This is a genomic window from Streptomyces lavendulae subsp. lavendulae, assembly GCF_002803845.1.
Lineage (GTDB): Bacteria > Actinomycetota > Actinomycetes > Streptomycetales > Streptomycetaceae > Streptomyces > Streptomyces lavendulae.
The window spans coordinates 20234-42125 of the sequence record NZ_CP024986.1; the positions used below are offsets into that span (position 1 = coordinate 20234).

A 21892-nucleotide genomic window follows, 5' to 3' on the forward strand; every position below is an offset into this window, starting at 1 on the left:
GTGCCGTATCGTCGGCCTGTGCCCGCAGAAGAGAGCGTCCCGTCCCCCGGCGACGACAGCGGCCGGGGTGCGGGTGCGCGCCCCGTCCCCGGGCACGACCCGCGCGTACAGTGGGTGGTGTCGCTCGCGGTCGTCGTCGCGGGAATCCTGACGATCCGGCCCATGGGCTTCAGCGGCCGGGGTCTGGCGGTGGCCCTCCTCTTCGCGGTCAACTCCGCGGCGCTGCTGGCCCGGCGGCTTCCCGAGCACCGGGTCTCCCCGCGGCTCGCCCTCGTCTGGCTCACGCTCGGGGTCGTCGCGGCGGCAGCCCTGATCGGCCTGAGCAGCAGCGGGACGGGCTACCTCTTCGCCTTCTTCATCGCCGGTCACATCGGGTACCGGCTGGAGACCCGGCCGGCCCTCGTCCTCGCCGGGCTCTGCAGCCTGCTGTGCGGCGCCGTGCTGTACCTGCGCCTCGGGCCGGGGCACGAGCTGCTGCCGTGGATGCTGGGCGTCGCGGCCGGCGCCCCGGTCGTGATCGGCATCGTCAACCGCAGCCAGCGGCAGGCCGTGCGGGCGGCGATCGAGGCGGCGGAGTCGGCCGAACGCGCCGCCCGGGCCGAGGCGCGCACCGCCGTACTGACCGAGCGCGGCCGGATCGCCCGGGACGTGCACGACGTACTGGCCCACTCGCTCGCCGGGATCAACATGCAGCTGGAGCTGGCGGACGCGCTGATCGACACGGGGGACCTGGAGAAGGTCCGGGAGGCTCACAGCAAGGCCCACGGCCTCGTCAAGGAGAGCCTGAAGCAGGCCCAGTGGACCGTGCACGCCCTGCGTGAGGACGCGCTGCCGCTGCGCGAGACGCTGACCGCGATGCTCGCGTCCTCGGGCCACCGCGACGCCCTCACCGTCACCGGGACCGTGCGCGAGGTGCCCGCGCAGGCGGTCCAGCACCTGCTGAGGATCGCCCAGGAGGCCCTGACCAACGCGGCCCGGCACGCTCCCGGAGGAGCCGTCGCCATGGAGCTGGCATTCGCCCCGGCGTCGACCGCGCTGAGGATCCGCAACCGACCCGCCACCCGCCGGGCGGCCCCGGGTACGGGCAGCGGGATGGGCCTGATCGGTATGCGCGAACGCGTCGCCCTGCTGGGGGGAACGCTCGCCGCGGGCCCCGTCACCGAAGGCCCGCACCAGGGCGACTGGCAAGTGGAGGCAGTGATCCCGCAATGACCGGACGAGCAGCAGAGCAGCAGGGGCAGGAGCGGTTGAGGGTGGTGGTCGCCGACGACCAGGCCGCCGTCCGCGAGCCCCTCGCCGCGGTCCTCGCCCTGGCCGAGGGCATCGAGGTCGTCGCGGCCGCCGCGAACGGCACCGAGGTGCTGGCGGCCGTCGCCGCCGGTCCGGTGGACGTGGTGCTGATGGACCTGAGGATGCCCGTCATGGACGGCATCGAGACGACCCGGCGACTGGCCGGGGAGCACCCGGAGGTCGCGGTGGTCGTCCTGACCACCTTCGCCGACGACGACTCGATCCTGGGCGCGCTGGGCGCGGGAGCGCGCGGCTACCTGACCAAGAACGCCGGACGCCAGGACATCACCCGCGCGATCAGGGCCGCGGCCGCCGGCCAGTCCGTACTCGACCGCGAGGTCCAGGACCGTCTGCTCGCCACCGTCAGGTTCAAGACGCCGGCGCCGGCGCAGCCGCTGCCCGAGGACCTCACCCCCCGCGAACGCGAGGTGCTCGCCCTGATCGGCCAGGGCCTGCCCAACCGGGGCATCGCCGAGCGGCTCTTCATCAGCGAGGCCACGGTCAAGACGCACATCAACAACCTGTTCGCCAAGGCCGGGATCCGCGACCGTCCGGACGCCGTCCGCCGCGCCATCGCCTCGGGCCTCGCCTGACGTCGGCCGCCCCCGCCACCGTGTTCCGGACGGCCGGGGGATCCGCGCGGCGTGTCCGCGGGACGTCCCGGGAGGGGCGGGGGCCCGCTGCCTACGGTGGCGCCATGAACGCACGGACAGAACGACCTGCCGCCGGCTACGGCATCCGGTGTGCGCGGCGGGCCGAGTCGGGGGCGGTGGCCGCCCTCCTCGCGCGGGCCTTCGCGGACGACGCGGTCATGGCCTGGATGTTCCCCGATCCCGGCGGCCGGGCCCGCAGGACGGCCCGCTTCTTCGAGCTGCTCCAGCGTCAGCAGCGGCCGCGGGCGGGCGCCGTACGGGTGGCCGCGACGGGTGGCGGACAGCTGCTGGCGGCGGCGCTCTGGTCGGGGCCGGGGCACGGGCAGCCCGGCGCCGCGCGGGAGCTGGCGACGGTGCCGCGCTACGCGTACGTGTTCGGCGTGCGGGGGCTGTCGCGGGCGGCGGGCGTGCAGAACGCGCTGCAGGAGGCCCACCCGGACACCCCGCACTGGTATCTGCCGACCCTGGGAACCGATCCGGCGTTCCAGGGAACGGGGGTCGGCTCGGCGCTGGTGCGGGAGCAGCTGGCCCGGTGCGACCGGCTCGGGCAGCCGGCCTACCTGGAGTCGAGCATGGCCTCGAACATCCCGTTCTACGAGGGTCTCGGCTTCCGCGTCACCAGGGAGATCAGGCTGCCCGGCGGCGGACCGGAGCTCTGGCCCATGTGGCGCGACGCCGGGCGCGGGCGGCGGTAGGGCGGGTGCGATGACCGGATTTCGCTCCCTCGCGGGCCCGCGCCGACGCTGTTGTGCCGACCGAGCGCGGCCGTTGCGGGCCCCGCCCGTCGCCGGGGAGCTTGACTAGGCCGCCGTCCAGGAGGCCTGCGCTGCGTCCGCCTTCGGCCGGGGGCCGATCGCGGTGGCCCCGGCAGGGGCGGCGGCCCGCAGGGGTGATGCGGCGGCCGGGGCGGCCGGCTGCCAGGGGCCCCAGTTTCCGCCCGGCGCCGTTTGCCGGATCTCCCACGTGCGGTCCCTGTTCCACTCGCGTGCCGTCACGTGGAGCCTGCCGTCGGGCAGTTGTTCCACGGTGCTGGGCTGGCTCAGGCCCACGCCTGCGTCCGGCACCTGGCCCATGGACTGTTTCGGGCCCCAGCCGGCGCCCGCGTTCTGCTGGTGGCGCAGCTCCATCGAGCCGGCGCCGTACGCCCCGGAGGCGAAGGCGTCGATGCTGCCGTCCCGCTCCTTGAACAGCACGACCCCGCCGTGGTACGGCGTCGGCGCGAGGCCGAAGCCGTCCACTGCGCTCCAGCCGCCCGGACCGCCGTCGTCCTCCACCGTGTGGCAGAAGGAGCCGTAGGTGGAGAACAGCAGTTCCAGCTTGCCCGCCGAGTTTTCGATCGCCGTCATGGCGTAGCTCTTCGGGCCCACGGTCGCCGCGCTCACCCGCTGCCACACGCCGTACGCGCCGCCCGGTCCGTTCTGCTCGCGGTGCCAGACGAAGGGCAGGCCTCTGGTCGCCGTGGCGTCGTAGAAGAGCTGGAACTGCGCGATCCGGCCGTCCGCACGCGCCACGGACACCAGAGTGTCCGCCACCGGCGAGCTCGCCAGGCCCGTGGCCCCGGTGTCGGTCGAGCACGCGGCCGATGCGGCCTGCGCCACCGCCGTGGGGGCCATCGCGGCTCCGGTGCACGTGAGCGCCACCGCGATCGCTCCGCGCACCCATGCCCCGACCCTTTTGTCCCGTAGCTCTCTCCGGAGCGATCTCATGAGTTCCCCGTTCTCCAGACCGGCCCGTGTGGCCGCAGAGAATCCTCCTGAGGCGCGGCGGTTCGCGCCAGCCCACGAATTCGGCCAGTGGCACTGCCTCACGGCAGGTCGGTGCGGCCGAGCCACGCCGGTTTCACCGGCACGCCGTCCGCGTCGCGATCCTCCGTCGCCGATGCCGGTGCCGGTGCCGGTGGGGGTTGGGGTGGGCCGTCCGGCGTCGGCGCCGTGACCGGTGGGGCCTCCTCGGCCGGTGCGTCGCCGACCGGTTTCGCGGGTGCGGGACGGTCGGTGTCGTCCAAGAGCTCGGCAGCGGAGAAGCGGGTGGCGTGGGACTGCCAGGCTCCGTCGACCACCAGCAGGAATCCGTCCCCGTCGCGGAAGAGCCGACGCCGCCTGGGGCTCCTGGGATGCTCCGGTGTGTACGCTCGCGCCCGCCTCTCCAGCTCTGCCAGAGCCGCCTCCCGCTCACCCTCCACATGCGCGATCACATAGGCCTCGGTGTGTTTGCGCTCCCCCGAGCCGACCGTCGTCTCCAGGATCAGTCCCCATGTAGCCATGGCCCTCGCCCTCCCTCGTTTTCGTCAAGCGGCAGCAGAACGGCAGACGTCGACGGGCTCGGCCACCGCACGTCCAGGGCGTGGGAGAGGTGACCGTAGACTCGCTCGCCGTGGAAGACGTGTTCAGGCTCGCAGACGTCAGCTGTCCGTCGGGGACGCTGGTCGTCGTTGACGGCGGGCATCTGGGGGTGTGGAGCGGTGAACGGTCCCCTGCGGGACCGATCCCGCCCTGCTCGGTATCGACGATCCGGTGATGGCTGCCGAGGTGCTCGGCTCGGTCGACTTCGCCGTGGTCGGTCCGGACGCCTCGGCGGCGGCCCGCACCTTCGACCGGCAGCCGGGGGCCGTGCTGCACGACGACCCTCCGGCCGGGTGGCCGAGCTCACGACGATGTTCGACGAGCACTGCCGGACCGCAGGACTGGACGCCCGTCTGGCGGCACTGCCGGAACGCGAGCCCCATGCCCGACGCGCGCGCCGTGCCGCCGCTGAAGGCGGCGGCGGTTTCCTGGTGTTCGGGGTGCCCGTCGTCGCGGTGGGAGGGGTGCCCGCCGATCGGCATCTGCCGGTGCCGGCTTCGCGGGTCGACCACGGCGAGGGCCTCGGGCCTCGGTGGTGCGAGATGTCGGTCCGGATGGGCGAAGCCGAGACGCAGTCTCCGTGCGGCTGGGTGATGTCGGCGTCGACTGGGCCCGGGTGCTCTTCGGCGATCTGGATGCCCTGAGCGCGTGGCAGCACGACGAACCCGTGGACGGCTTGGCCGACGTCGCGTTCTGGGGCGCCGCCGCGGAGGAGGCCGCCGCGCGGTTCTCGGCACCGGAACTGGGCGAACCCGGCGAATGCCGTGTCCGCGGACGGGCCGGGCTGCCCGTGGCCGATGCCTGGGAGAAGGGCCGTGCAGAGCTGGAAGGAGGAGACCGGGCGGCGCATAATGGTGGACTTCCGGCCCCATTCCCACCACTGGCAGGTCGTGCGGCAGGTGCGTGCCTCTGAGGCCGAGGCCGGAATCGTGGACATCGGCGACGCCCGGCTGTTCTGCGCGATGACGGGCTGGGGCGACGGCTGCTTTCCCGTGTTTGCCGATATGGATGCCTCGGGTGCCGTGGTCGCGGTGCGGGTGCGCTTCTGCGACGTGGACGAGTAGCGGTCGATTCCGGGTGTGGCTGCGGATGGACCCCGGCGCCGGGCGCGCTTTCTCCCTCGTCCCTGGGGCAGCAGGGTGTTTCCCCGTCCCTCAGCCGGAGCGATTCCCGGCTGAAGGACCTCGACTCCTCTGCCGGAGGACTCGATCAAGAGTCATGCCGGGCAGTGCGGAGCAATTCCGGAAGAGGATCGATCGGCAAGATCGGGGAGCGGCTGGGTCCCCTCCGGCCCCTCCCGACGCCCACGGGGCTTGACCTCAACCGGAGTCGAGGTATCAGGATGATCCGCATGAACACCGAAACCGCAGAGATCAGGGCCATCGCGCAGGTGGTCGCCGACGTCGAGCGCACCCAGCGCGCCAAGGACGTCGAGGGGTTCCTCTCGCTCTTCCACCCCGACGCCCTCTGCACCACCGCCCACGGCAAGGTCCTCATCGGCCGCGACGCCATGGCCGAGTTCACCCGCGCCGTCCTGCCCGCCGCGAGCTGGGACGGCGAGGTCACCTACGAGGCGGTGCACACGCAGTTCCTGCGGCCCGACGTCGCGGCCGTCAAGGTCCGGCAGGTCTACCACTCGGCCGAGGGCGACACGGAGGGCGCTCCGCTGTACGTCATGACCAAGCAGGAAGACGGCGCCTGGCTGCTGAACGCCTGCCAGAACACCGAGGTGCGGGGCGGCTAGGCCGTCTCTTCCGGATCCTGCCTGGCACGCGCCGCCGGGAGGATCCGAAAGAGACGGCCTAGGGTCCGTCTTCAAATTGATCTTGCCCAGAGCAGAAGTGATGCGAGTGTGACCGCTGCTTCGTAGGAGGTGGCGGTTTTCTCGTAGCGGGTGGCGATGCCGCGGAAGCCTTTGAGTTGGCTGAAGCAGCGTTCGACGGTGTTGCGGCGGCGGTGGATCCTGCTGTCGAATGCTGTCGGTCGGCCACCTCGGCGGCCTCGGTTGCGGCGGTGCATCTTCTGGTCGTTCTTCTCCGGGATGGTGTGTCCGATGCCGCGTCGTCGCAGGTAGGCGCGGAAGCCGCGTGAGCTGTAGGCCTTGTCGGCGATGACGTGGTCCGGTCGGCAGCGGGGCCGGCCGGTGCGGGGTACTCGGATGCGTTCGGGCAGAGGCCTCGCGCAGACGCCGTCATGCCGTTGCCCCGGGGTCAGCAGGACGGCCAGGGGCCGACCGCGGCCGTCGCAGGCGAGATGGATTTCGGTAGTCAGGCCTCCTCGGGATCGGCCGAGGGCGTGATCGTCCGGTTCGTCCGTCCGGTGCTTCCCCCTTTTTCGGCCGGTGGCGGCGGCGTGCTGGTGGGCGCGGACAATGGTGGAGTCGATCTGGACCAGCCAATCGATGTCACCGGCTGCGTCGGCCTGGGCCTGGATCTGCTGCAGTGCCCGGGTGAACACACCGTCGATGGCATAGCGGCGGAAGCGCGTGTAGACCGACTTCCACGGGCCGTAACGTTCCGGCAGGTCACGCCAGGAAACCCCGGTCCGGATCTTGTAGACCATCCCGTTGATCACCCGACGGTCCTCCGCCCGAGGCCGGCCCCTGCCCGCACTCGGTATCAGCGGAGCCAGCAACTCCCACTCGACATCAGTCAGTTCATGGCGACGAATCACGAAAACATGATCCACCATCGAACGATCTTTTGAAGACGGACCCTAGATCTGACCGTTGGTGTTGCAGAAGTACCAGTCACCCGACTGACGCTCAGGAACATAGCAGGTCGCCGCGTAGCCGACGTTCACGCCGTTCTTCAGGCCGTAGACATCGACAGCGCCCTTCCACCAGTACCCCTGGATATCCGTCCACGTCGGGCTGGAGACGTTCCTCCAGCCAGAACATACCCGGACACCGTTCTGGTTGTTGAGTACTGGCCCTGCCTGCCATGGGGGTCGGGCATGGGCAAGCCTAGGAAGGAACAGATCAACACGGTGTGCCTTCCGTGCAGTACTCGTTGACGATCAGCGCAGGGGTCGACGTGCGGCCACACCTGGTCGTTGCCAGGGGTGGGCCGTCGGGGTCAGGTGGACCAGGGCAGTCGCAGGGCTTCGAGGTGGGTGTCGTCGAGGAGGGCTTCGATGAGTGGGGTGGGGCCCGCGACCTTGGTGGCCCAGAGGTCGTGGTCCGTGCAGAGGACCCAGGACCGGTCCTGGGCCCAGAGGTTGGACGGGGTCCAGCCGTCCTCCTCGGGGTGGTCGTAGAGCGCCTTGGCGTCCGCGAGCGTGCCGGACCGGACGTGGACCTTGTCGAAGTCCTCGGCCCGCTGCAGCAGCGGGTTGTAGTAGGCCAGGCACCGGGTTCGCGCGCCTTGGGGGCTGTGCTCGGTGAGGGCGTCCACCAGGCGGTCCCAGTCGGGGCGGTCCAGCCGGCCCTCGGACGGGGCCTTGATGCCGACCGGCCAGCCGCCCGGCCTGATCGAGGGGAAGGAGGTGGGGCACGGCAGGTGCCCCTCCGGGACCAGGGGGTCCTCGGTCCGTCGGGTGAGTTCCGCCCAGGGAAGGCGGCGCCAGCGGGGTCCGGGGTGTTCGCCCGGGGTGTCCGTGAACACCTCCGCCGGGTCGAGGCCCGGGATGATCTCGGGTCCGCCGCCGTTCAGTACGGCCCGTTGGTACGCGAGGTAGGGCGTGTCGGTCGGACCGAGTTCGTGTTCGTACATGGAGTGGAGCACCCAGGCGGCGTCGGGCAGGCCGGGCGGCATGAAGCCGGTGAGCCCGTCGTCGTCGGTCAGTTCCCGCAGCCAGTCGGTCTCCCCGGCCGCGGCCGGCGGCCAGCGGGTGGCCGCCCGAGCGGCGGAGGTTTCGTTCATCCGGTCAGGATCTCACCTGTTCGCAGGGCCGGCGCCGCCCCGGCCGGCCGGCCGGGGCGGCGCCGCCTGTCGTCGGCTGCTAGCTCAGGTGCCGGGTGAGGAACCGGGCCGCGGTGTCCCCGGCGAACTGCGGGACGCCGGTGTGGCCGCCCATGTTGGCGTGCAGGGACTTCTCCTCGGAGCCGAAGGCGTCGAACAGGTCCAGGGCCGCCTGCCGGTCGTTCCCCTCGTCGTCCCACTGCAGCAGGACGTGCAGCGGAATGGTGACCCGGCGGGCCTCGTCGAAGATGGCGCGGGGCACGAAGCTCCCGGCGAACAGGACGGCGGCCGAGATGCGCGGCTCGACCACCGCCAGCCGGATGCCGATGGAGATCACGCCCCCGGAGTACCCGACCGGGCCGCCGATCTCCGGCAGCGACAGGAGGGCGTCCAGGGCGGCCTGCCATTCCGGGACCGCCTGGTCGACGAGCGGGAGGACGAGGGCGTCGACGATCTCGTCGGTGACCGGCTCGCCGGCCTCCATGGCCCGCCGCAGGTCGGCGCGGGCCTGCTCGGCGGCGGGCCGGCGAGGGCGCTCGCCGCTTCCGGGGAGCTCGATGGTGGCTGTGGCGAAGCCCTCCGCCGCGCAGTGCCGGGCCCGGTCCACCAGTCGGGGGTACATCGTGCGCAGCCCGAGGGGAGGGTGGCCGAGCAGGATCAGCGGAGCGGGCGCGGATGCGGGTGTGGTGGCCGGCGTCCACAGGATGCCGGGGATCTCGCCGAGGGTGAATTCGCGTTCGAGGACGCCGTCGTCGAGGTGCTGTTCGGAAGTGAAGTGCACGGTCGTGCCTTTCGGGAGTGCGCAGAGACGGCGCTCCCGGACGACGACCTATCGTCCGACCGTGACCCCGGAGGGGAGCACCCACGTCGATTGGTTCACGGGTACCACCTCCTGGTTTCGTTGCACGGCTCCCGGCAGGTTAGCAGGACGGGGGGGGTGTCGGTTGTCTGTTATTCGGCGATCTTCCAGAGGGTCAGTGTGGTGACGTAGTCGGGCATGTCCGAGGAGGCGCCGCCCGTGGTGTGGGGCTGGACGTCGGTGATCCGCAGCATGGCCAGGTTGTTGTCGGTGGTGACGGTGCACAGGATCGTGTTCTTGGCGAGGGGCCCGCCCTGCTTCAGGTCCTTTTCGGGGATCGAGGCCGGCAGTGTGTCGGTGTCCACGCCTGCCCGGCACTCCTCGGGAGTGGTGCCGCTGCTCCTGCCCGTCGGGGTGAGGAAGCGCAGGTCCGCGTCGCCCCAGTCCTGGTACGTGAGCTCCATGCCGGCGGCCTGGCCGATCTTGCCGTCCGGGAAGGACTTCGGCGCGTCCAGGTCGACGTGCGTGCCGGTGTTGAAGGAGGGTGCGCGCAGCGTGAAGGGCTTGTTCTCGAAGACCGGGGTGTACGCCGCCCGGTGGGAGGAGGGCGGGGGCGAGGGTGAGGTGGCCGGGGTGGAGGTCCCGGTAGCGGGTTTGTGGTCCGCGCGGGTGTCGTCGGCGCCGTCTTCGGGGCCGGCGAGGGTCCAGGTGACGACTGCGGTGAGGGCTACGGCGAGGGCGGTGGTGCCGGCCAGGAGTGCGGGGCGGGTCTGCCGGGCGGGGTGGGGAGGTGGCGGTGTCGGCGGGGTGGCGGGTCTTGGTGGGGCCGTTGCCGTGGGCTGGGTGGACCAGTGTCCGTCGGTGGCCGTCGGGGTGGGCTCCGGGGGGCGTGCGGCGGCGGCCTCGCGGCGGGCGATCCGCTCCATGAGGGGGGTGGGCAGCCAGTCGTCGAACGAGGACAGCGGCCGCCCCGCCGCCGCCTCGCTCAGCGCCGCGAGTTCGTCCGTCGTGATGCGGGCCGACGGGTCGGCGGCGAGGGTCCTTTCCAGCAGGGGTCGCAGCGGCTGCGGGTAGGCGCTCAGATCGGGGGGCGTCCGCTCGGTGTTGGCGATGCGTACGGCGAGCGTGGTGCCGCCGCCCTCGCCGTAGGGGTGCCGTCCGGTGGCCGCGACGGCCGCGATCAGGCCGAGGGAGAACACGTCGGCGGCCGCGGTGACGGGTTCGCCCAGTGCCTGTTCGGGCGACATGTACTGCGGAGTGCCGATCACACCGCCGCTGTGCGTCAGCTGCGTGGTGTCGGCAGCCCGCGCGATGCCGAAGTCGATGACGTACGGCCCTGTCGAGCCGAGCAGGATGTTGGCGGGCTTGAGGTCGCGGTGGACGACTTCCGCCGCGTGGATCGAGCCGAGCGCCCGCGCCGCGCAGCCGACCAGCTGGAAGACGGCGGGCAGGGGAAGGGGGCCGTACGCGGTGAGCGCGTCGGCGAGCGTGAGTGCGGGCACGAAGGCGGAGGCGATCCAGGGCAGCGGCCCCGTCGTGTCGTGGTCGACGACCGGCACCAGGTGGTAGCCCTGGACGCGGCGGGCGGCCCGCACCTCCTGTTCGAAGCGGCGCCGGAAGTCCGGGTCCTGGCCGTACTCCTGGCGGATCACCTTGAACGCCACCGGCTGCCCGCCCCTCGTGTGCGAGAGGTACACGGTTCCCATGCCCCCCTCGCCGAGTCGGGCCAGCAGTCGGTAGCCGGCCGTTTCCCGCGGGTCGAGGGGGCTGAGCGGGGCCGGTATGTCGTCGATTCCGTTCGTCACGCCGGCCAGCCTATGGTGTGTGACCTCGTGTCAGGTGGGCTCAGGCCGGGGCGGCGAGGAGGGCGTAGGCGAACACGGCCGTCACCCAGGTCCACAGGACCGCGAGTGCGAGGTGGCCGAAGGTGCGGAAGCGGTCCCCGCGCCACAGTGCGGGTGAGAAGTAGACGAACTGGAAGGCCCAGCGGGCGCCCCAGAACAGGGTCTGGCCCGCGAGCAGGGCCGTGCCGAGGGAGGTCCCGGCAAGGAGCTCGGGGGTGTAGCACAGGGGCAGCAGGCCGAGCAGGACGCAGGTCAGGCCGATGAAGAAGAGGTGTGCGTAGGAGACCTGGCGGGTCAGCAGGCTGGTGCCGGCGAGGTCGGCGGGCCAGTCGACCAGGCGGGGCAGGACGATGTGGAAGGCGCCCATGGCGGTCAGGGCGAGGCCGACCAGCCGGAGTTGGGACTCCAGGGTGAACAGGTGGTTCACGCGGCGCTCCGCCGGAAGGTGAAGGCCGTGACGAGGTGCGCGATCCGTGTCTCGGTGACGGGGTGCAGGCCCGCGCCGCGGGCGAGCCGCAGCCATTCGCGGCGGGGCAGGAAGTGCCAGGCCCCGGGCCCGAAGGCGGCGGTGTTGGCACGGTCGCGCAGGTGCTCCACCAGGACGAGCGTGCCACCGGGGCGCAGGGTGCGGGTGATCTCGGCGAACAGTGCCTCCCGGTCGCGTGCGAGGCGCAGTTCGTGGGCCGCGAAGACCGCGAAGACGGTGTCCCGGGAGCCGGTGGCGACGGGCAGTCGGGCCGGGCTGCCGGGCAGGGTCCCGGGGCGCGGGGGAACGCGTCGGCGGGCGCGCCGGACGGAGCCTTCGGTGGTGAGCGCCGGATCGTAGAGGTCGACGACGGTCTGAGCGGTACCGGGGTGGCGGAGGGCCAGGGGGTGGCTGGTTTCGTCGAGGCCCGTGGATATGAGGAGGTGGTCGCCGGGGCCGTCGGGCAGCAGGCCGGTCAGCCAGTCGAGGGAGTACAGCTCGGAGCGGTCGTACACCCACCAGCAGGCGGCGGTGCTGCCGATGAGCAGGGCGGCCGCGGCCAGCGCGCCCGTGCGGGCGAGGGCGGCCGGGACGCGGGGCAGGCGCGGGGCGAGGGCGAGGCCGGCGGTCACGGCGGACAACCCGCCCGTGTACAGGGGCCAGTTGTACGCCAGGACCTCGCGGGCTCCGGAGGGGCGCGGGGGCGGTGGGGTGGTGGTGGGGGTGTTCACAGCGCTCCTCCGTCCGGGGCCCGCCGGTAGCCGCGCTCCCAGCCGTAGTCGAGGTCGCCGACGTGGAAGGCGTTGGCGAGGACGGGCTCGGTTCCGGCGAACGGTCCGTGGTCGAAGAAGGTCAGGGTGGGGACCTCGACGGCGACCGGGACCGGCTCCCAGTGCGTACGGGTGGCCTTGACCACGATCACCGTGCCGGTCTGCGGCTCGTACTCGAAGGTGTACGGGAGCGGGCCCGCGTACCGGCGGGCGTCCTTGGCGCTCGCGAAGGGGCTTCCCGCGGGAAGCGGGGCGGGGGTGTCCGCCAGGTCGGCGCGGACGTGGAGGTCGGCCCGGCCGTCGGCGCTGACCACCTTGAACTCCAGGGTCCGGCCGGCCGTCCGGGTGCCGATGCGGGCGAGGCGGTAGTTGTAGCGGGAGAAGAGGTTTCCGCCGAGGACCATCATCCGGTGGTCGGTGTCGCTGCGCAGGATGCGCAGGCCGCGCATGGTGCGGCCGCCGGGGGTGGAGAACCGGGTGAAGATCCGGTAGCCGGTGAGGACGAGGTCCCGGCCGAGGCCGGCGGGGAGGAAGGAGGGACGCAGTGCCCGGGTGTCGACGACCGCGGCCGCGACGAACCCGTGCTCGGTGCCGTTCGCGTCGCGGTAGGTGTCGAGGGCGAGCCCGGGAGGGACCAGCGGGGTGAGCAGCTCGGGCGGCAGCGCGTAGGTGAGTACCAGGGAGTGCGCGAACGAGGTCCGCATGGGGAAGGGGTGGCGTTGCAGGAGGTGTCTCACGGGCCGGCCGCCCCGTCGGGCGTGCCGGACGGGGCCGCCGGGTGCTCGTTCCCTTCGGACTTGCGCCACTTGGTGTGCCGCAGCACGACCTGTTCGGGGCAGACGGCGCTGAGGAACCGTCCGATGTGCATGGCGAGGCGTTCCTCGGCCAGTGCGTAGAGGATGCGGTTGCCGTCGCGTCGTTCGGTGACCAGCCCCGCCCCCTTGAGCACTCCGAGGTGCCGGGAGATGGAGGGCGCGCTGATCGCGAACCGGCTCGCGATCTCGCCGGCCGCGAGCTCGCCGCCCCGCAGGTCTTCGAGGATCTGACGCCTCGTGGGGTCGGCCAGCGCCCGGAACGCGCCCGCCTCGTCTTCGCTTGATGTGCCCATGCAGCGGAACTTAGCACATTAGCTAAATACGAAAATAGGGTGTGGGTGACGTTGCTCAGCGGGGCGGCTCGCAGCGGCGGGGAAGGGTCACGGTGCCGGGGCGGTGCTCGAAGGTGTCCATGACCAGCCACTCGTCCAGTTCGGGGTCGTAGAGGTTCTGGACCCCGAACTGCAGCACCTGCCAGAAGGTGCCCGGATCGCGCTCGTCCACGTAGATGTCGCCCAGCGCGAGCGGCAGGCGGGGATGGTTCCCGGGCGGCAGTTGCGGGAGGACCACGCCCACCCTCCAGTGGTTCACGCGCCGTTGCGGCGTGCGCCGCAGGGTCTCCGGCCCGACGAACCTGGCGTTCTCGAACCCCTGGTTCAGCGCCTCCAGGTTGAAGCCCGGGATGCGCGAGCAGGGATGCTCGGTCAGGCCGGGCCATTTGTACGTCAGCGTGTAGAGCGTGTCGTGGTAGATCAGGTTGGTGAACCAGATCGGGTACTGGGGGCCGCCGGCCGTCATCTGGCTGTCACCGTCCCGCCCCTCCCAGGTGAACGGGACCTCGATGTCCAGGTCACGGACGATCCACTTGCCCTTGCCGCGGAAGTCGCGGGGCAGGCGGGGCGGGGGCGGCGTCGGGGAGGCCTGCTGACGCGTGGCCGTGGTGGCGAACGGCGGTACGGTCCCGGCACCGGTTCGGGGCGCGGCGGCGACCGGTGGCGGAGCCGCCAGTACGAGGGCGGCCACTCCGGCAAGGGCGGCGGACGTGACCGTCCGACGCGTGCCTCTCCAACCCATGGTCTCCCTCGGCTGTCGTGTCGGCGCCGTCATGGCGCGAGGACAATCACGGTGATTCTGGGACACCGTCCCCGGAATTGAGGATTCCGAAACCGGCGGCAGGGCTGGTCCCTACTCGCGGACGCCCGCGGCTTCGACCGCCCGTCGGCGGGTCGCGCGCCGGGCCGCTCGCGACGCGGTGACCACGGTGACGAGGGCGCAGAGTGCGACGGTCGCGACGGTCGGGGTCCAGGGGATGACCGTCGGCGCGCCGGTCACCAGCCTGTTCAGCGAGGCGTGCTGGGTCACCGCGGTGAGGCCGGTGGCCACGGCGGCGAGTACGGCGGCCACGGCCACCGCCACGGCCGACTCGGCCACGGCCACCCCCACGATCTGGCCGCGCACCGCGCCGGCCAGCCCGAGCAGGGCGAACTCCCGCCGCCTCCCGGCCATCGCCATGATCAGGGTGTTGGCGACCGCGATCAGCGCGTAGGCCAGCGCTATGCCCAGGACGACCACCGCGGCGTTGTCCGTCTGCTCCGCGGCGTGCGCGCGCTGGGCCTCCAGGTAGGCGTCGTAGGTCATGAGCCGTGCGCCGGAGCCGGCCAGGGCCCGTTCGACCGCCGCCGTCTGCCGCTCGTCGAGCGGCAGGCCCGTGCCCGCGCTGGAGTCGAGGTAGACCCTGCTGGGCGTCATCGCGCCGGTCAGCGACGCGGACAGGTAGGTGTCGTCGCCATTCAGGCCGCGTGCGACGACCGCGGCGATGACGGTCGGTACCCGCGCGCCGGTGGGCAGGGTGACCACCCGGTCCCCGACCGAGAGCCCGTCGGACTCGGCCGCGTGTTCGTCGATGACGAGGAAGTCCTCGGGCGGCGAGGTGAGCGAGCCGGAGAGCACGGGCGGGGTGACGGTGGCGCCCAGGGCCGCCGCGGGCACCGCGTTCGTGCTCAGCGAGTCGATCTGCTCTCCTTCCGCGGTGCCGATCCGGATGTTCATCGAGGTGACCGGGGTGATGCGGACGCCGGGCACGGCCGCCAGCCGCGCCAGCGTCCCGGAGTCGATCCCGGGCCCGCCGGGGACCACCACGTTCGCCGCGTGGATCTCCTGCCGCTGGCGGGCCAGCACCACGGCGTCACCGGACTTCTGCACCGTCAGCAGGGTGGCGACCAGCCCGACGGCCCCCACGATCGGGGCCACGGTGGCGGCCGTGCGCCGCCGGGAGGTGAGGACGTTCTCGCGCACCAGCAGCGGACCGGCCTTCGCCGAGCCGCGCAGCGGGCCGACCAGCAGCCGGACGACCGGCCGCAGCAGGATCGGCGCCAGCAGGGCGACCGCGCCCACGTACAGGACCGGGACCGCCTCGTACTTGCGGGCGCTCGCCGCGAGGTGCGGCTCGGTCCGGCCGATGACGGTCCCCGCGACGACCGCGCCGATCAGCATCCCGGTCCCCAGCAGCCACCGCACCGGCGTCATCCCGCGGCGTTCCACCGCGCTCTCGCGCAGGACCTCGATGGGCCGGACCAGCGAGACCCGGACCAGGGTGGCGGCCGAGCCGGCCAGCGCCGCGGCCACGCCGATGACGAAGGAGACCAGCAGGGGCAGGGGGTCGACGGGGATGGTGAACCAGGACGGGGCCACGTCGTGGTCGAGCATCCAGGAGCGCAGCGGTACGGCGCACCGGGCCGGTGTGCGGCAGGTTCGGCCGGAGGGTCATGCCGACGGGCGGTCCTCCCAGGGGCGCACCCGTCCGACGACACGGAGCCGGTCGCCCTCGGGAGCCCGCAGCGCGGCGAGTACGCCCGTACCGATCTCCCCGTGGTCGAGCCACCGGGTGTGCGGCCCGTCACCGGTGAATCCTAGGACGACGGTGCGGTGGCGGGTCCGGCGGTCGAAGGCTTCGGGCGGCCGGGGTGGGGGTGCGGTGGGAGCCAGGGCTCCGCTGCCGACGACCTCGATCACCGACGCGTCCTGGGCCAGGGTGTCGGCGACGGCGGCATACGCGTGCGGCCGGCCCTCGGCGTGAACCCACAGCACGGCCTGCCGGAACGGTCCCGTACGCGCGGCGGCACGGCGCAGGGTACGGGCGAACCGCTCGGGCTCGGTGTAGTCCGCGCCGACGGGTATCAGCACGCCGCCGGCCGTGCCAAGGCTCCCGAAGGCGGCCGGGGCGGGGGGATTGCGCGACACGACCACGGTGGTGAGCCCCTCACGGACCAGGGCGCCCACGACTCCGGCCAGCATCCCCGTACCGCCGACCACCAGGACCGGGCTTGCGACAGCCGGCTCGGTGACATCCATTCCGGCATGCTCGCATGGGTCGGCGGATTCCTTTCCGCGCCGAAGCGGGGCCGTCGCCGTCCACTTCGGTGAGCGGCGGGTTCCTTCCTGCGCCGAAATCCGCACCGCGATGTCCCGATTGTTCGCCGGGGGCCTTGCTCAGACTGCGGGAACGGCGTCCTTCGCGGAGGTGTGCCAGTTGGTGACGACCGGCTTGTCCACGGTGATGGTGCCCACGGGGAGGGATTCCGGGTTGGGGTCGCTGTCACCGACCGCGACGATGATGCTGTTGAATTCCTTGCCGCCGTTCGCCTTCGTGGTCTTCGGGTTCACCCCTGCGTAGGCGGCGGTGTTCCCGGTCAGCGTGATCTGCTTGCCGGCGGCCTGCTCCGCGGGACCGGCCTGGGTGCCGTCGGAACCGAACGCGACGGTGGGCAGCGCGGCCGGCAGGACGCAGGTGATCCCCGCCTTCGCCTTCGCGGTGATCAGGATGTATCCGCCCGCCTGGGTCTCGGACTTGGTGCTCCAGGAGATGTCGTTCGCGCCGCAGACCTGCCCGACCGGCTTCTTCTCGCCGTTGCCGCTGTCGGCACCGGAGCCGGTCCCGCCCTTGGTCCCCTTGCCCGCGGTGCCGGACCCCTTCGAGGCGCCCGCGGCCGGCGAGCCGGCCGGGGCGGCCGCGCCGGCGGCCGCGGGGGTGGAAGCGGAACCCTGCGCGGCGCCCGCGCCGGCGGCCGCGTCCGTGTCCTGGCACGCCGTCATCAACAGGGCGCCGCACGCTACGGCCGTGGAGACGAGGAGGGCCTTGCGACGGTTGCCGGACATGAAATCCCCTTGGGTGAAAGGTGCATGATGCACGGGTGCTGTTCGATCACTATGAGGGAGCTGTGAGCCGCGGGGATACCGGCGTCTTCGTTCCAGGACAACGCTGTCGCAGACCGGTTACATGATCGCGACGAACCCCTCGGGCGCGGCAGCATGGCCGGTTTTATCGAACGCGTGAACGGCTCAGCTGTCCTCCCCCGTCCCACCGGCCCTGGCCGGCGAGGTACTGCGCGCCCGCTACGCCGGCCGGCTGCCGGCCTCCCTCCGCGACCTGGCCGGTCCCGTCTCGGGCCCGGTCGAGCTGCCGCTCCACGTGGCCTGGTCCGGGCTGCGGACGTACGACCTGGACCGGCCCCGCCAGCGCATGAGCCTCTACCGCACGGTGCTCGCCGAGGGTCAGTACGAGGACCTCGTCGCCTTCCTCGACCGCGATCTGCTCACCGCGCAGTGGCCGGCCCTGCGCACCCTGGTCAGCCGGCACGTCCGGCAGGTGTGGGAGGAACGCTTCCCGCAGCTCGCGGCCGGGGCGTCGTCCGCCGCGTGAACCTCAGCGGACTGCACCGGCGGCTGCCGGCCGCCTGCCGGGCGCGGGCCTGCCGGGCCCGCCGCAAGCCGGGGGTCGAGGGCGGCGGGGCCGCCGACGGCGCGTGGCGAAACACGGTCCCGTCACGAAATCCCCCGTGCGGGCCCGCGGGGGCGGGGCGGATCGCCGACGAGGACCACCGGCTCAGAGGCCTTCGATCTCCAGCCGGACCGATCGTCCGTCCGCGAAGCCCAGCAGGTGACGGGTTCTCGGCATCTCGTAGGCCCTCGTTCCGTCGGGGGAGGACACCGTCGCCGTCCAGGCCGGAGAGATGAGGGTGAGGCGCGTCCGGAGGTAGACACGGTGGTCGAAGAGCCAGGCCTGCACGGGGCCGCCGCGCACGGTCAACGCCACGGCCCGCCTCGGGACCACTCCCTCCAGGACGTTCAGCAGCGTGACGTGTTGTGCCATACGGGAACCCTACGTCCGGGGCGGGCCGCCGCCTACGGTCGTTCGAAGGCCTGGAGCACGCCGCCGATCGAGAAGCACAACGCGCCGCACAGGGTGCCCCAGTTGGCGATGTCGGCGTTGATCAGGCTGCCGGTGGCGGGACGGGTGAACGCGGCCAGCGCGGAGACCATGAAGAGCACCGACCCGCACTGGTTCACCGCGACGACCCACCAGCCGAGGCTGCGCGAGCGCAGGCACGGCCGGGCCCGGTGGCAGATCTCGACGAACGCGAGGTGCCCCGAGGCCAGGAACAGCAGGCAGCCGACCACGTCGGGGGTCCAGATCAGCCGGTTGGTCTGCTGGACGGTGAGCCCCTGGAGGAAGGAGTCCAACAGGTTGACGCCGAACACGAGCGTGCCGACGAACAGCACGAAGGCGCTCAGCCAGGCCACGCGCATCGGTTCGTACCCCCACCACCGCCAGCCGGCCGTGACCAGCGGGCCGCCCCCGTGGGTGTGGCGGGGCGCATTCAGTACCTGCAGGAGCGAGGTGTAGCCCCCGGTGTTGAAGAACAGGCCGCCCGCGAAGTAGATCGCGGCGCTCTCCAGCGGGTCACCCGAGCCGAACTGGGCCACGGCGGCGCCGAGGGCGAAGAGCGCTCCGCCGATGACGAACGCGGCCGAGGCGACGGCGTTGAGCCTGCGCAGCCTGCCGACGGCTTCGGCGTCGGCCGCCGGGGACAGGGTGAGCGCGTCTCCCGGGCCGCGGACCGACAGGGCCCCGCGCCTGCGGGCGACCCGCGACTCCCACACCACCGTTCCCCCTTCGGGGCGGTGCCAGGTGAGCCGGGTGGTGAAGGGTCCCGCGCCTTCGGCGCGCTGCTCGGGCTGTCCCACGGCCCGAGCGTAGACCTGCGGGCGGCCCGGGGTGGGGCAGGCCCGCCGTGCGGCGGCGAGGTCGCGCCGGGCGTCAGCCCGCGGCCCGCCCGTCGCCGAACACCTCCTCGACGAGCCGCTGCGTCGCCTGCTGGAACGGGACCGCCAGGGACAGCCCGGCGTCGTCCACGTAGTTCAGTGCGGCGGTCAGGGTCGTGCTGCCGTCGGGCGTGCTGTACAGCAGTGCCGCGTGACCGGCGATGCCGCCGTTGTGGGTGATGACCGTGCCCTCCCCGTCCGGGCCGGGCTGTACGAACACCCCCAGGCCGTAGCCCGCCTTGGGGTGCGGCTCGCACATCTCGGCAAGCAGCGGGGCCGGCAGGAGCCTGCCGCCCAGCAGTGCGGAGACGAAGGTGTGGAGGTCCCGGGTGGTCGAGATCATGTCGCCGCCGGTGGAGATCCAGGAGGGGTTCTGGCGGGTGACGTCGACCGTCTTGCGTTCGCCGTCCTCCTCGTACCGGTAGTAGGCGTGGGCGTGCGGTTCGGGGACCTCCGTGCGGGTGTCCGGCACCAGGGTGTCCGTCAGGCCGAGCGGCCCCAGGACGAGCCGCTGCATCTCCTCGGCCAGCGAGCGGCCGGTGACCCTTTCGATCAGCAGCCGGGCCAGTACGTAGTTGGTGTTGGAGTAGCTCCAGTCCGTCCCCGGCTCGAACCGCGCCGGCTCGGACAGCGCCAGCCGTACCAGTTCCTCCGGCAGGTAGGTCTTGAACCGGTTCTCCACCCACTCGCGACCCTGCCAGGGGATGCCGGGCACGACCGTCCCGTCGTCGAGGTACTCGCCGGTGAAGTTGAAGACGCCGCTGGTGTGCTGGAGCAGCATCCGTACGGTGATCCGCGGGTCCAGCCCGAGTTCGGGCAGGTGGCCGGCCACCGCGTCGTCGAGCCCGGTCCTGCCCTCCGCCACCAGCCGGAGCACCGCGGTGGCGGTGAACGGCTTGGTGACGCTGCCCACCCGGAGGTATCCGTCGACGGGCGGCGGGGCGCTGTCGCCCCGTTCGGCGACGCCGGCTGCGGCGACCCACTCGCCCCGGTGGTCGTTCACGCGCAGGTGCACCCCGGTGAAACCGGAATCGATCATCTCCTGGATGACCTTCCGCAGCTCCGGGCGGTCCTGGACGGTGGGGGTGACGGACATGGTGGTGTGCTCCCTGAAGGTGAGGGCGGCTCGGGTCGAAGGCTGCGGGTCGAAGGCTGCGGGTCAGAGGCTGCGGGCGGTGATGTCGCCGTAGGAGGTGGTGGCGTGGATGTCGAGGGCGGCGTGGGCGCCGTCGGTGTTGCCGAGGGCGTTGTGGACGCGGCCGTGGGCGGTGCCGGCGTCGAGGGTGGCGGAGGTCCCGCGGGCGGCGCCGACGGTGATGTCCCCGTGCTCGGTGCGCAGTTCGACGGTGCCTCGGTGGGCCTCGGCGATACGGAGGTGGCCCTTCTGGGTGCTGATCCGGGCGGGGCCGGTGAGGCGGCCTACGGTGATGTCGCCGGCCTGGACGGTCAGGTGGGTGCTCGCGCTCTCGTCGAGCTCGACGGTGGCCTGAGCGCCTTCGAAGGTCACGTCGCCGAGGCGTCCGACGCCGCGGAGTTCGGCGGCGGCCGCCTTCGCCTCTACGTGGGAGCCGGCGGGGAGCTGGACGGTCAGCTCGACGGATCCGGAGTTGCCGAGCAGCCGGTTGCCGGCCTCGGCGGCCCCGATGCGCAGGACTCCGTCGGCGTATTCGACCGTGGTCCGCTCGGCGGCCTTCACGTCGCGGCTCTTGGAGCCGTCGGCGGGCCGGACCTCGACGGTGGTGCCGGCCCGGTCGGCGGCGACGAGCCGGATGCGTCCGGCGGGGATGTCGAGGACGACGGAGACCGGGGCGGTGGTGTCGAACTTCTGCATGATGCTTTCCTTCACCTCGTTGTTTCTGATGATGGAAAGCTACGTTGCGTTCATGGAGTTGGCAACACATTCGTTGCGTCAGATCTGTATATACGCAGGTAGAAGATGCGAAATCGTTGCAACGGCGCTGAGCGTAATGCAACGTCAGCCGTGCAGGGCGTTGCAATGGGGCGAGAGTGAACGCTATGGCGACCGGTCCGGGGCAGCACGAAGGCCCGCCCCCGCGGCACGATGGCCGCGGGGACGGGCCCGCTGTGATGCCCGGGGTCCCCGTCGCTGTCCTAGCCCTCCGGCTCCCAGGCGAAGAGCCGGTCGAAGATGCGCAGGTCACCGTCGGCCTTGAGGGCGTCGACCGGAATGCGGCCGTACAGGAACAGGACCAGCTCGCCGGCCGTTCCGCGGGCCGAGACGTCGGCCGCCGGCGCGTCCGGCTCCTCGCCCTCGGCGGTCGCGGGTACGCGGGTGACCCGCGCACCGTCGGCGGAGAGCCACAGCCGCCAGGAACGGCCTTCGGTGGCGTGGTAGTCGACGACCGCGGGCTCGTGCGGCCAGGCGGACGTCGTCGCGCAGCAGGTGAACAGGAAATCTTCGACGCCGTCGAGCGCCGCCTCTTCCGGCAGCGGCTCCGGGGCGCCCAGGGCGAGCTGGGCGTCGTAGGTGTGCACGGCGACCTGCTGGAGCTGGTGCCGGGCGACGGCGCCGGAGGTCTGCGGCGACTGCGAAGCACCCCACCAGGTCCAGCAATCGCGGTCCGGGCCGGCCTCCCGCAGCGCGTCCAGCAGGTCCTGCATCGAGGCGGCCAGCCAGGCCACCAGGGCCTCGCGCTCCCGGGGTACGGGCGGGGCGTCCTCCGGTATGAGCCGGGAGGTGGCGGCGGGCCCCGCGGCGACGGTGGCGGCCCAGGAACGGCGCCCGTCGCCCAGGTGCTGCGCCAGGTCGAACAGCGTCCACTCGGGACAGCTCGGCACCTGCGCGTCGAGGTCGGGCGCGGCGGCGACGGCCGCGCGGAAGGCGGCGGACCGTTCGTCGATCAGCCGCAGCAGATCGGAGAAGTCGAGGTTCTTGTGCACCACGGCTT

General features: G+C 72.4%; 26 protein-coding genes. 7 read left to right on the forward strand and 19 right to left on the reverse strand.

Translation table 11 applies throughout. The features are described from left to right. From SLAV_RS39530 to SLAV_RS39540, 3 genes are all read left to right on the forward strand, one after another. Positions 1 to 1212, forward strand: coding sequence for a sensor histidine kinase (locus tag SLAV_RS39530; protein WP_030240946.1), 1212 nt, complete (start codon positions 1 to 3; stop codon positions 1210 to 1212). Further along, a complete protein-coding gene (locus SLAV_RS39535; protein ID WP_030240944.1) occupies positions 1209 to 1883 on the forward strand; it encodes a response regulator transcription factor in 675 nt (224 codons plus the stop codon). Before SLAV_RS39530 ends, SLAV_RS39535 begins: the two co-directional genes overlap by 4 nt. Before the next feature lie 104 nt (positions 1884 to 1987). Continuing rightward, complete coding sequence (locus SLAV_RS39540; protein WP_031943796.1) at positions 1988 to 2638, forward strand: GNAT family N-acetyltransferase; 651 nt, start codon at positions 1988 to 1990, stop codon at positions 2636 to 2638. 105 nt (positions 2639 to 2743) lie between these two features. On the opposite strand, the gene SLAV_RS39545 is transcribed toward SLAV_RS39540, so the two are convergent. After that, positions 2744 to 3601 carry a DUF8189 domain-containing protein gene (locus SLAV_RS39545; protein ID WP_030240939.1) on the reverse strand — a complete coding sequence of 286 codons (858 nt, stop codon included), beginning with the start codon at positions 3599 to 3601 and terminating at the stop codon, positions 2744 to 2746. A gap of 146 nt (positions 3602 to 3747) precedes the next feature. Continuing rightward, a complete protein-coding gene (locus SLAV_RS39550; RefSeq protein WP_030240936.1) occupies positions 3748 to 4206 on the reverse strand; it encodes a hypothetical protein in 459 nt (152 codons plus the stop codon). Positions 4207 to 4578: 372 nt separating this feature from the next. Between SLAV_RS39550 and SLAV_RS39555 the strand changes: the two genes are divergently transcribed. The 3 genes from SLAV_RS39555 (at position 4579) to SLAV_RS39565 (ending at position 6029) form a co-directional block, all read left to right on the forward strand. After that, positions 4579 to 4929 carry a hypothetical protein gene (locus SLAV_RS39555; protein ID WP_030240933.1) on the forward strand — a complete coding sequence of 117 codons (351 nt, stop codon included), beginning with the start codon at positions 4579 to 4581 and terminating at the stop codon, positions 4927 to 4929. Between the two features lie 171 nt (positions 4930 to 5100). Continuing rightward, the gene (locus tag SLAV_RS39560; protein WP_030240925.1) at positions 5101 to 5349 is read left to right on the forward strand and encodes a DUF4241 domain-containing protein; all 249 of its coding nucleotides are present in this window, start codon (positions 5101 to 5103) and stop codon (positions 5347 to 5349) included. Positions 5350 to 5627: 278 nt separating this feature from the next. Next, complete coding sequence (locus tag SLAV_RS39565; protein WP_030240922.1) at positions 5628 to 6029, forward strand: SgcJ/EcaC family oxidoreductase; 402 nt, start codon at positions 5628 to 5630, stop codon at positions 6027 to 6029. A gap of 71 nt (positions 6030 to 6100) precedes the next feature. Here the strand turns inward: SLAV_RS39565 and SLAV_RS39570 are convergent, their stop codons facing one another. The 12 genes from SLAV_RS39570 to SLAV_RS39630 all read right to left on the reverse strand — a co-directional run bounded on the left by SLAV_RS39570 (position 6101) and on the right by SLAV_RS39630 (position 17036). After that, on the reverse strand, positions 6101 to 6955 hold the full coding sequence (locus SLAV_RS39570; RefSeq protein ID WP_100661376.1) for an IS5 family transposase: 855 nt from the start codon (positions 6953 to 6955) through the stop codon (positions 6101 to 6103). A 407-nt stretch (positions 6956 to 7362) separates the two neighbouring features. Continuing rightward, positions 7363 to 8148, reverse strand: a complete 786-nt coding sequence (locus SLAV_RS39575) for a hypothetical protein (RefSeq protein ID WP_030241466.1) — start codon at positions 8146 to 8148, stop codon at positions 7363 to 7365. Positions 8149 to 8227: 79 nt separating this feature from the next. Further along, entirely contained in the window at positions 8228 to 8968 is a 741-nt protein-coding gene (locus SLAV_RS39580; RefSeq protein ID WP_030241468.1) for a dienelactone hydrolase family protein, read from the reverse strand. Positions 8969 to 9138: 170 nt separating this feature from the next. Continuing rightward, positions 9139 to 10791: a serine/threonine-protein kinase gene (locus tag SLAV_RS39590; RefSeq protein WP_031943792.1), complete on the reverse strand. Its 1653-nt coding sequence runs from the start codon at positions 10789 to 10791 to the stop codon at positions 9139 to 9141. A 40-nt stretch (positions 10792 to 10831) separates the two neighbouring features. Further along, positions 10832 to 11257, reverse strand: coding sequence for a hypothetical protein (locus SLAV_RS39595; protein ID WP_031943791.1), 426 nt, complete (start codon positions 11255 to 11257; stop codon positions 10832 to 10834). Continuing rightward, positions 11254 to 12027: a methyltransferase domain-containing protein gene (locus SLAV_RS39600; protein WP_031943790.1), complete on the reverse strand. Its 774-nt coding sequence runs from the start codon at positions 12025 to 12027 to the stop codon at positions 11254 to 11256. The genes SLAV_RS39595 and SLAV_RS39600 overlap by 4 nt, the downstream gene beginning before the upstream one ends. Beyond that, positions 12024 to 12770 (reverse strand): DUF2071 domain-containing protein, encoded by a 747-nt coding sequence (locus SLAV_RS39605; RefSeq protein WP_030241485.1) that lies wholly within the window; start codon positions 12768 to 12770, stop codon positions 12024 to 12026. Before SLAV_RS39605 ends, SLAV_RS39600 begins: the two co-directional genes overlap by 4 nt. 29 nt (positions 12771 to 12799) lie before the next feature. Continuing rightward, positions 12800 to 13174, reverse strand: coding sequence for a metalloregulator ArsR/SmtB family transcription factor (locus SLAV_RS39610; RefSeq protein ID WP_030241487.1), 375 nt, complete (start codon positions 13172 to 13174; stop codon positions 12800 to 12802). Between the two features lie 55 nt (positions 13175 to 13229). After that, positions 13230 to 13955, reverse strand: coding sequence for a hypothetical protein (locus SLAV_RS39615; RefSeq protein WP_031943788.1), 726 nt, complete (start codon positions 13953 to 13955; stop codon positions 13230 to 13232). A 111-nt stretch (positions 13956 to 14066) separates the two neighbouring features. Beyond that, positions 14067 to 15587, reverse strand: a complete 1521-nt coding sequence (locus SLAV_RS39620; RefSeq protein ID WP_030241492.1) for an FtsX-like permease family protein — start codon at positions 15585 to 15587, stop codon at positions 14067 to 14069. 57 nt (positions 15588 to 15644) lie between these two features. Next, a complete protein-coding gene (locus SLAV_RS39625; RefSeq protein ID WP_030241493.1) occupies positions 15645 to 16232 on the reverse strand; it encodes a Rossmann-fold NAD(P)-binding domain-containing protein in 588 nt (195 codons plus the stop codon). Positions 16233 to 16370: 138 nt separating this feature from the next. Next, positions 16371 to 17036 carry a DUF4232 domain-containing protein gene (locus tag SLAV_RS39630; RefSeq protein WP_030241495.1) on the reverse strand — a complete coding sequence of 222 codons (666 nt, stop codon included), beginning with the start codon at positions 17034 to 17036 and terminating at the stop codon, positions 16371 to 16373. Between the two features lie 187 nt (positions 17037 to 17223). Here SLAV_RS39630 and SLAV_RS39635 point away from each other — a divergent pair, with 187 nt between their 5' ends. Continuing rightward, on the forward strand, positions 17224 to 17580 hold the full coding sequence (locus SLAV_RS39635) for a hypothetical protein (RefSeq protein ID WP_030241497.1): 357 nt from the start codon (positions 17224 to 17226) through the stop codon (positions 17578 to 17580). A gap of 183 nt (positions 17581 to 17763) precedes the next feature. Here SLAV_RS39635 and SLAV_RS39640 read toward each other — a convergent pair whose 3' ends face one another. From SLAV_RS39640 to SLAV_RS39660, 5 genes are all read right to left on the reverse strand, one after another. Beyond that, positions 17764 to 18030, reverse strand: a complete 267-nt coding sequence (locus tag SLAV_RS39640; protein WP_030241498.1) for a DotH/IcmK family type IV secretion protein — start codon at positions 18028 to 18030, stop codon at positions 17764 to 17766. A 32-nt stretch (positions 18031 to 18062) separates the two neighbouring features. After that, positions 18063 to 18905, reverse strand: a complete 843-nt coding sequence (locus tag SLAV_RS39645; RefSeq protein WP_030241500.1) for a hypothetical protein — start codon at positions 18903 to 18905, stop codon at positions 18063 to 18065. 73 nt (positions 18906 to 18978) lie between these two features. Continuing rightward, the gene (locus SLAV_RS39650) at positions 18979 to 20079 is read right to left on the reverse strand and encodes a serine hydrolase domain-containing protein (RefSeq protein ID WP_030241501.1); all 1101 of its coding nucleotides are present in this window, start codon (positions 20077 to 20079) and stop codon (positions 18979 to 18981) included. A 63-nt stretch (positions 20080 to 20142) separates the two neighbouring features. Next, positions 20143 to 20814: a DUF4097 family beta strand repeat-containing protein gene (locus tag SLAV_RS39655; protein WP_030241503.1), complete on the reverse strand. Its 672-nt coding sequence runs from the start codon at positions 20812 to 20814 to the stop codon at positions 20143 to 20145. A 281-nt stretch (positions 20815 to 21095) separates the two neighbouring features. Next, the gene (locus SLAV_RS39660; RefSeq protein ID WP_030241506.1) at positions 21096 to 21884 is read right to left on the reverse strand and encodes a maleylpyruvate isomerase family mycothiol-dependent enzyme; all 789 of its coding nucleotides are present in this window, start codon (positions 21882 to 21884) and stop codon (positions 21096 to 21098) included. Between the last annotated feature and the right edge of the window lie 8 nt (positions 21885 to 21892).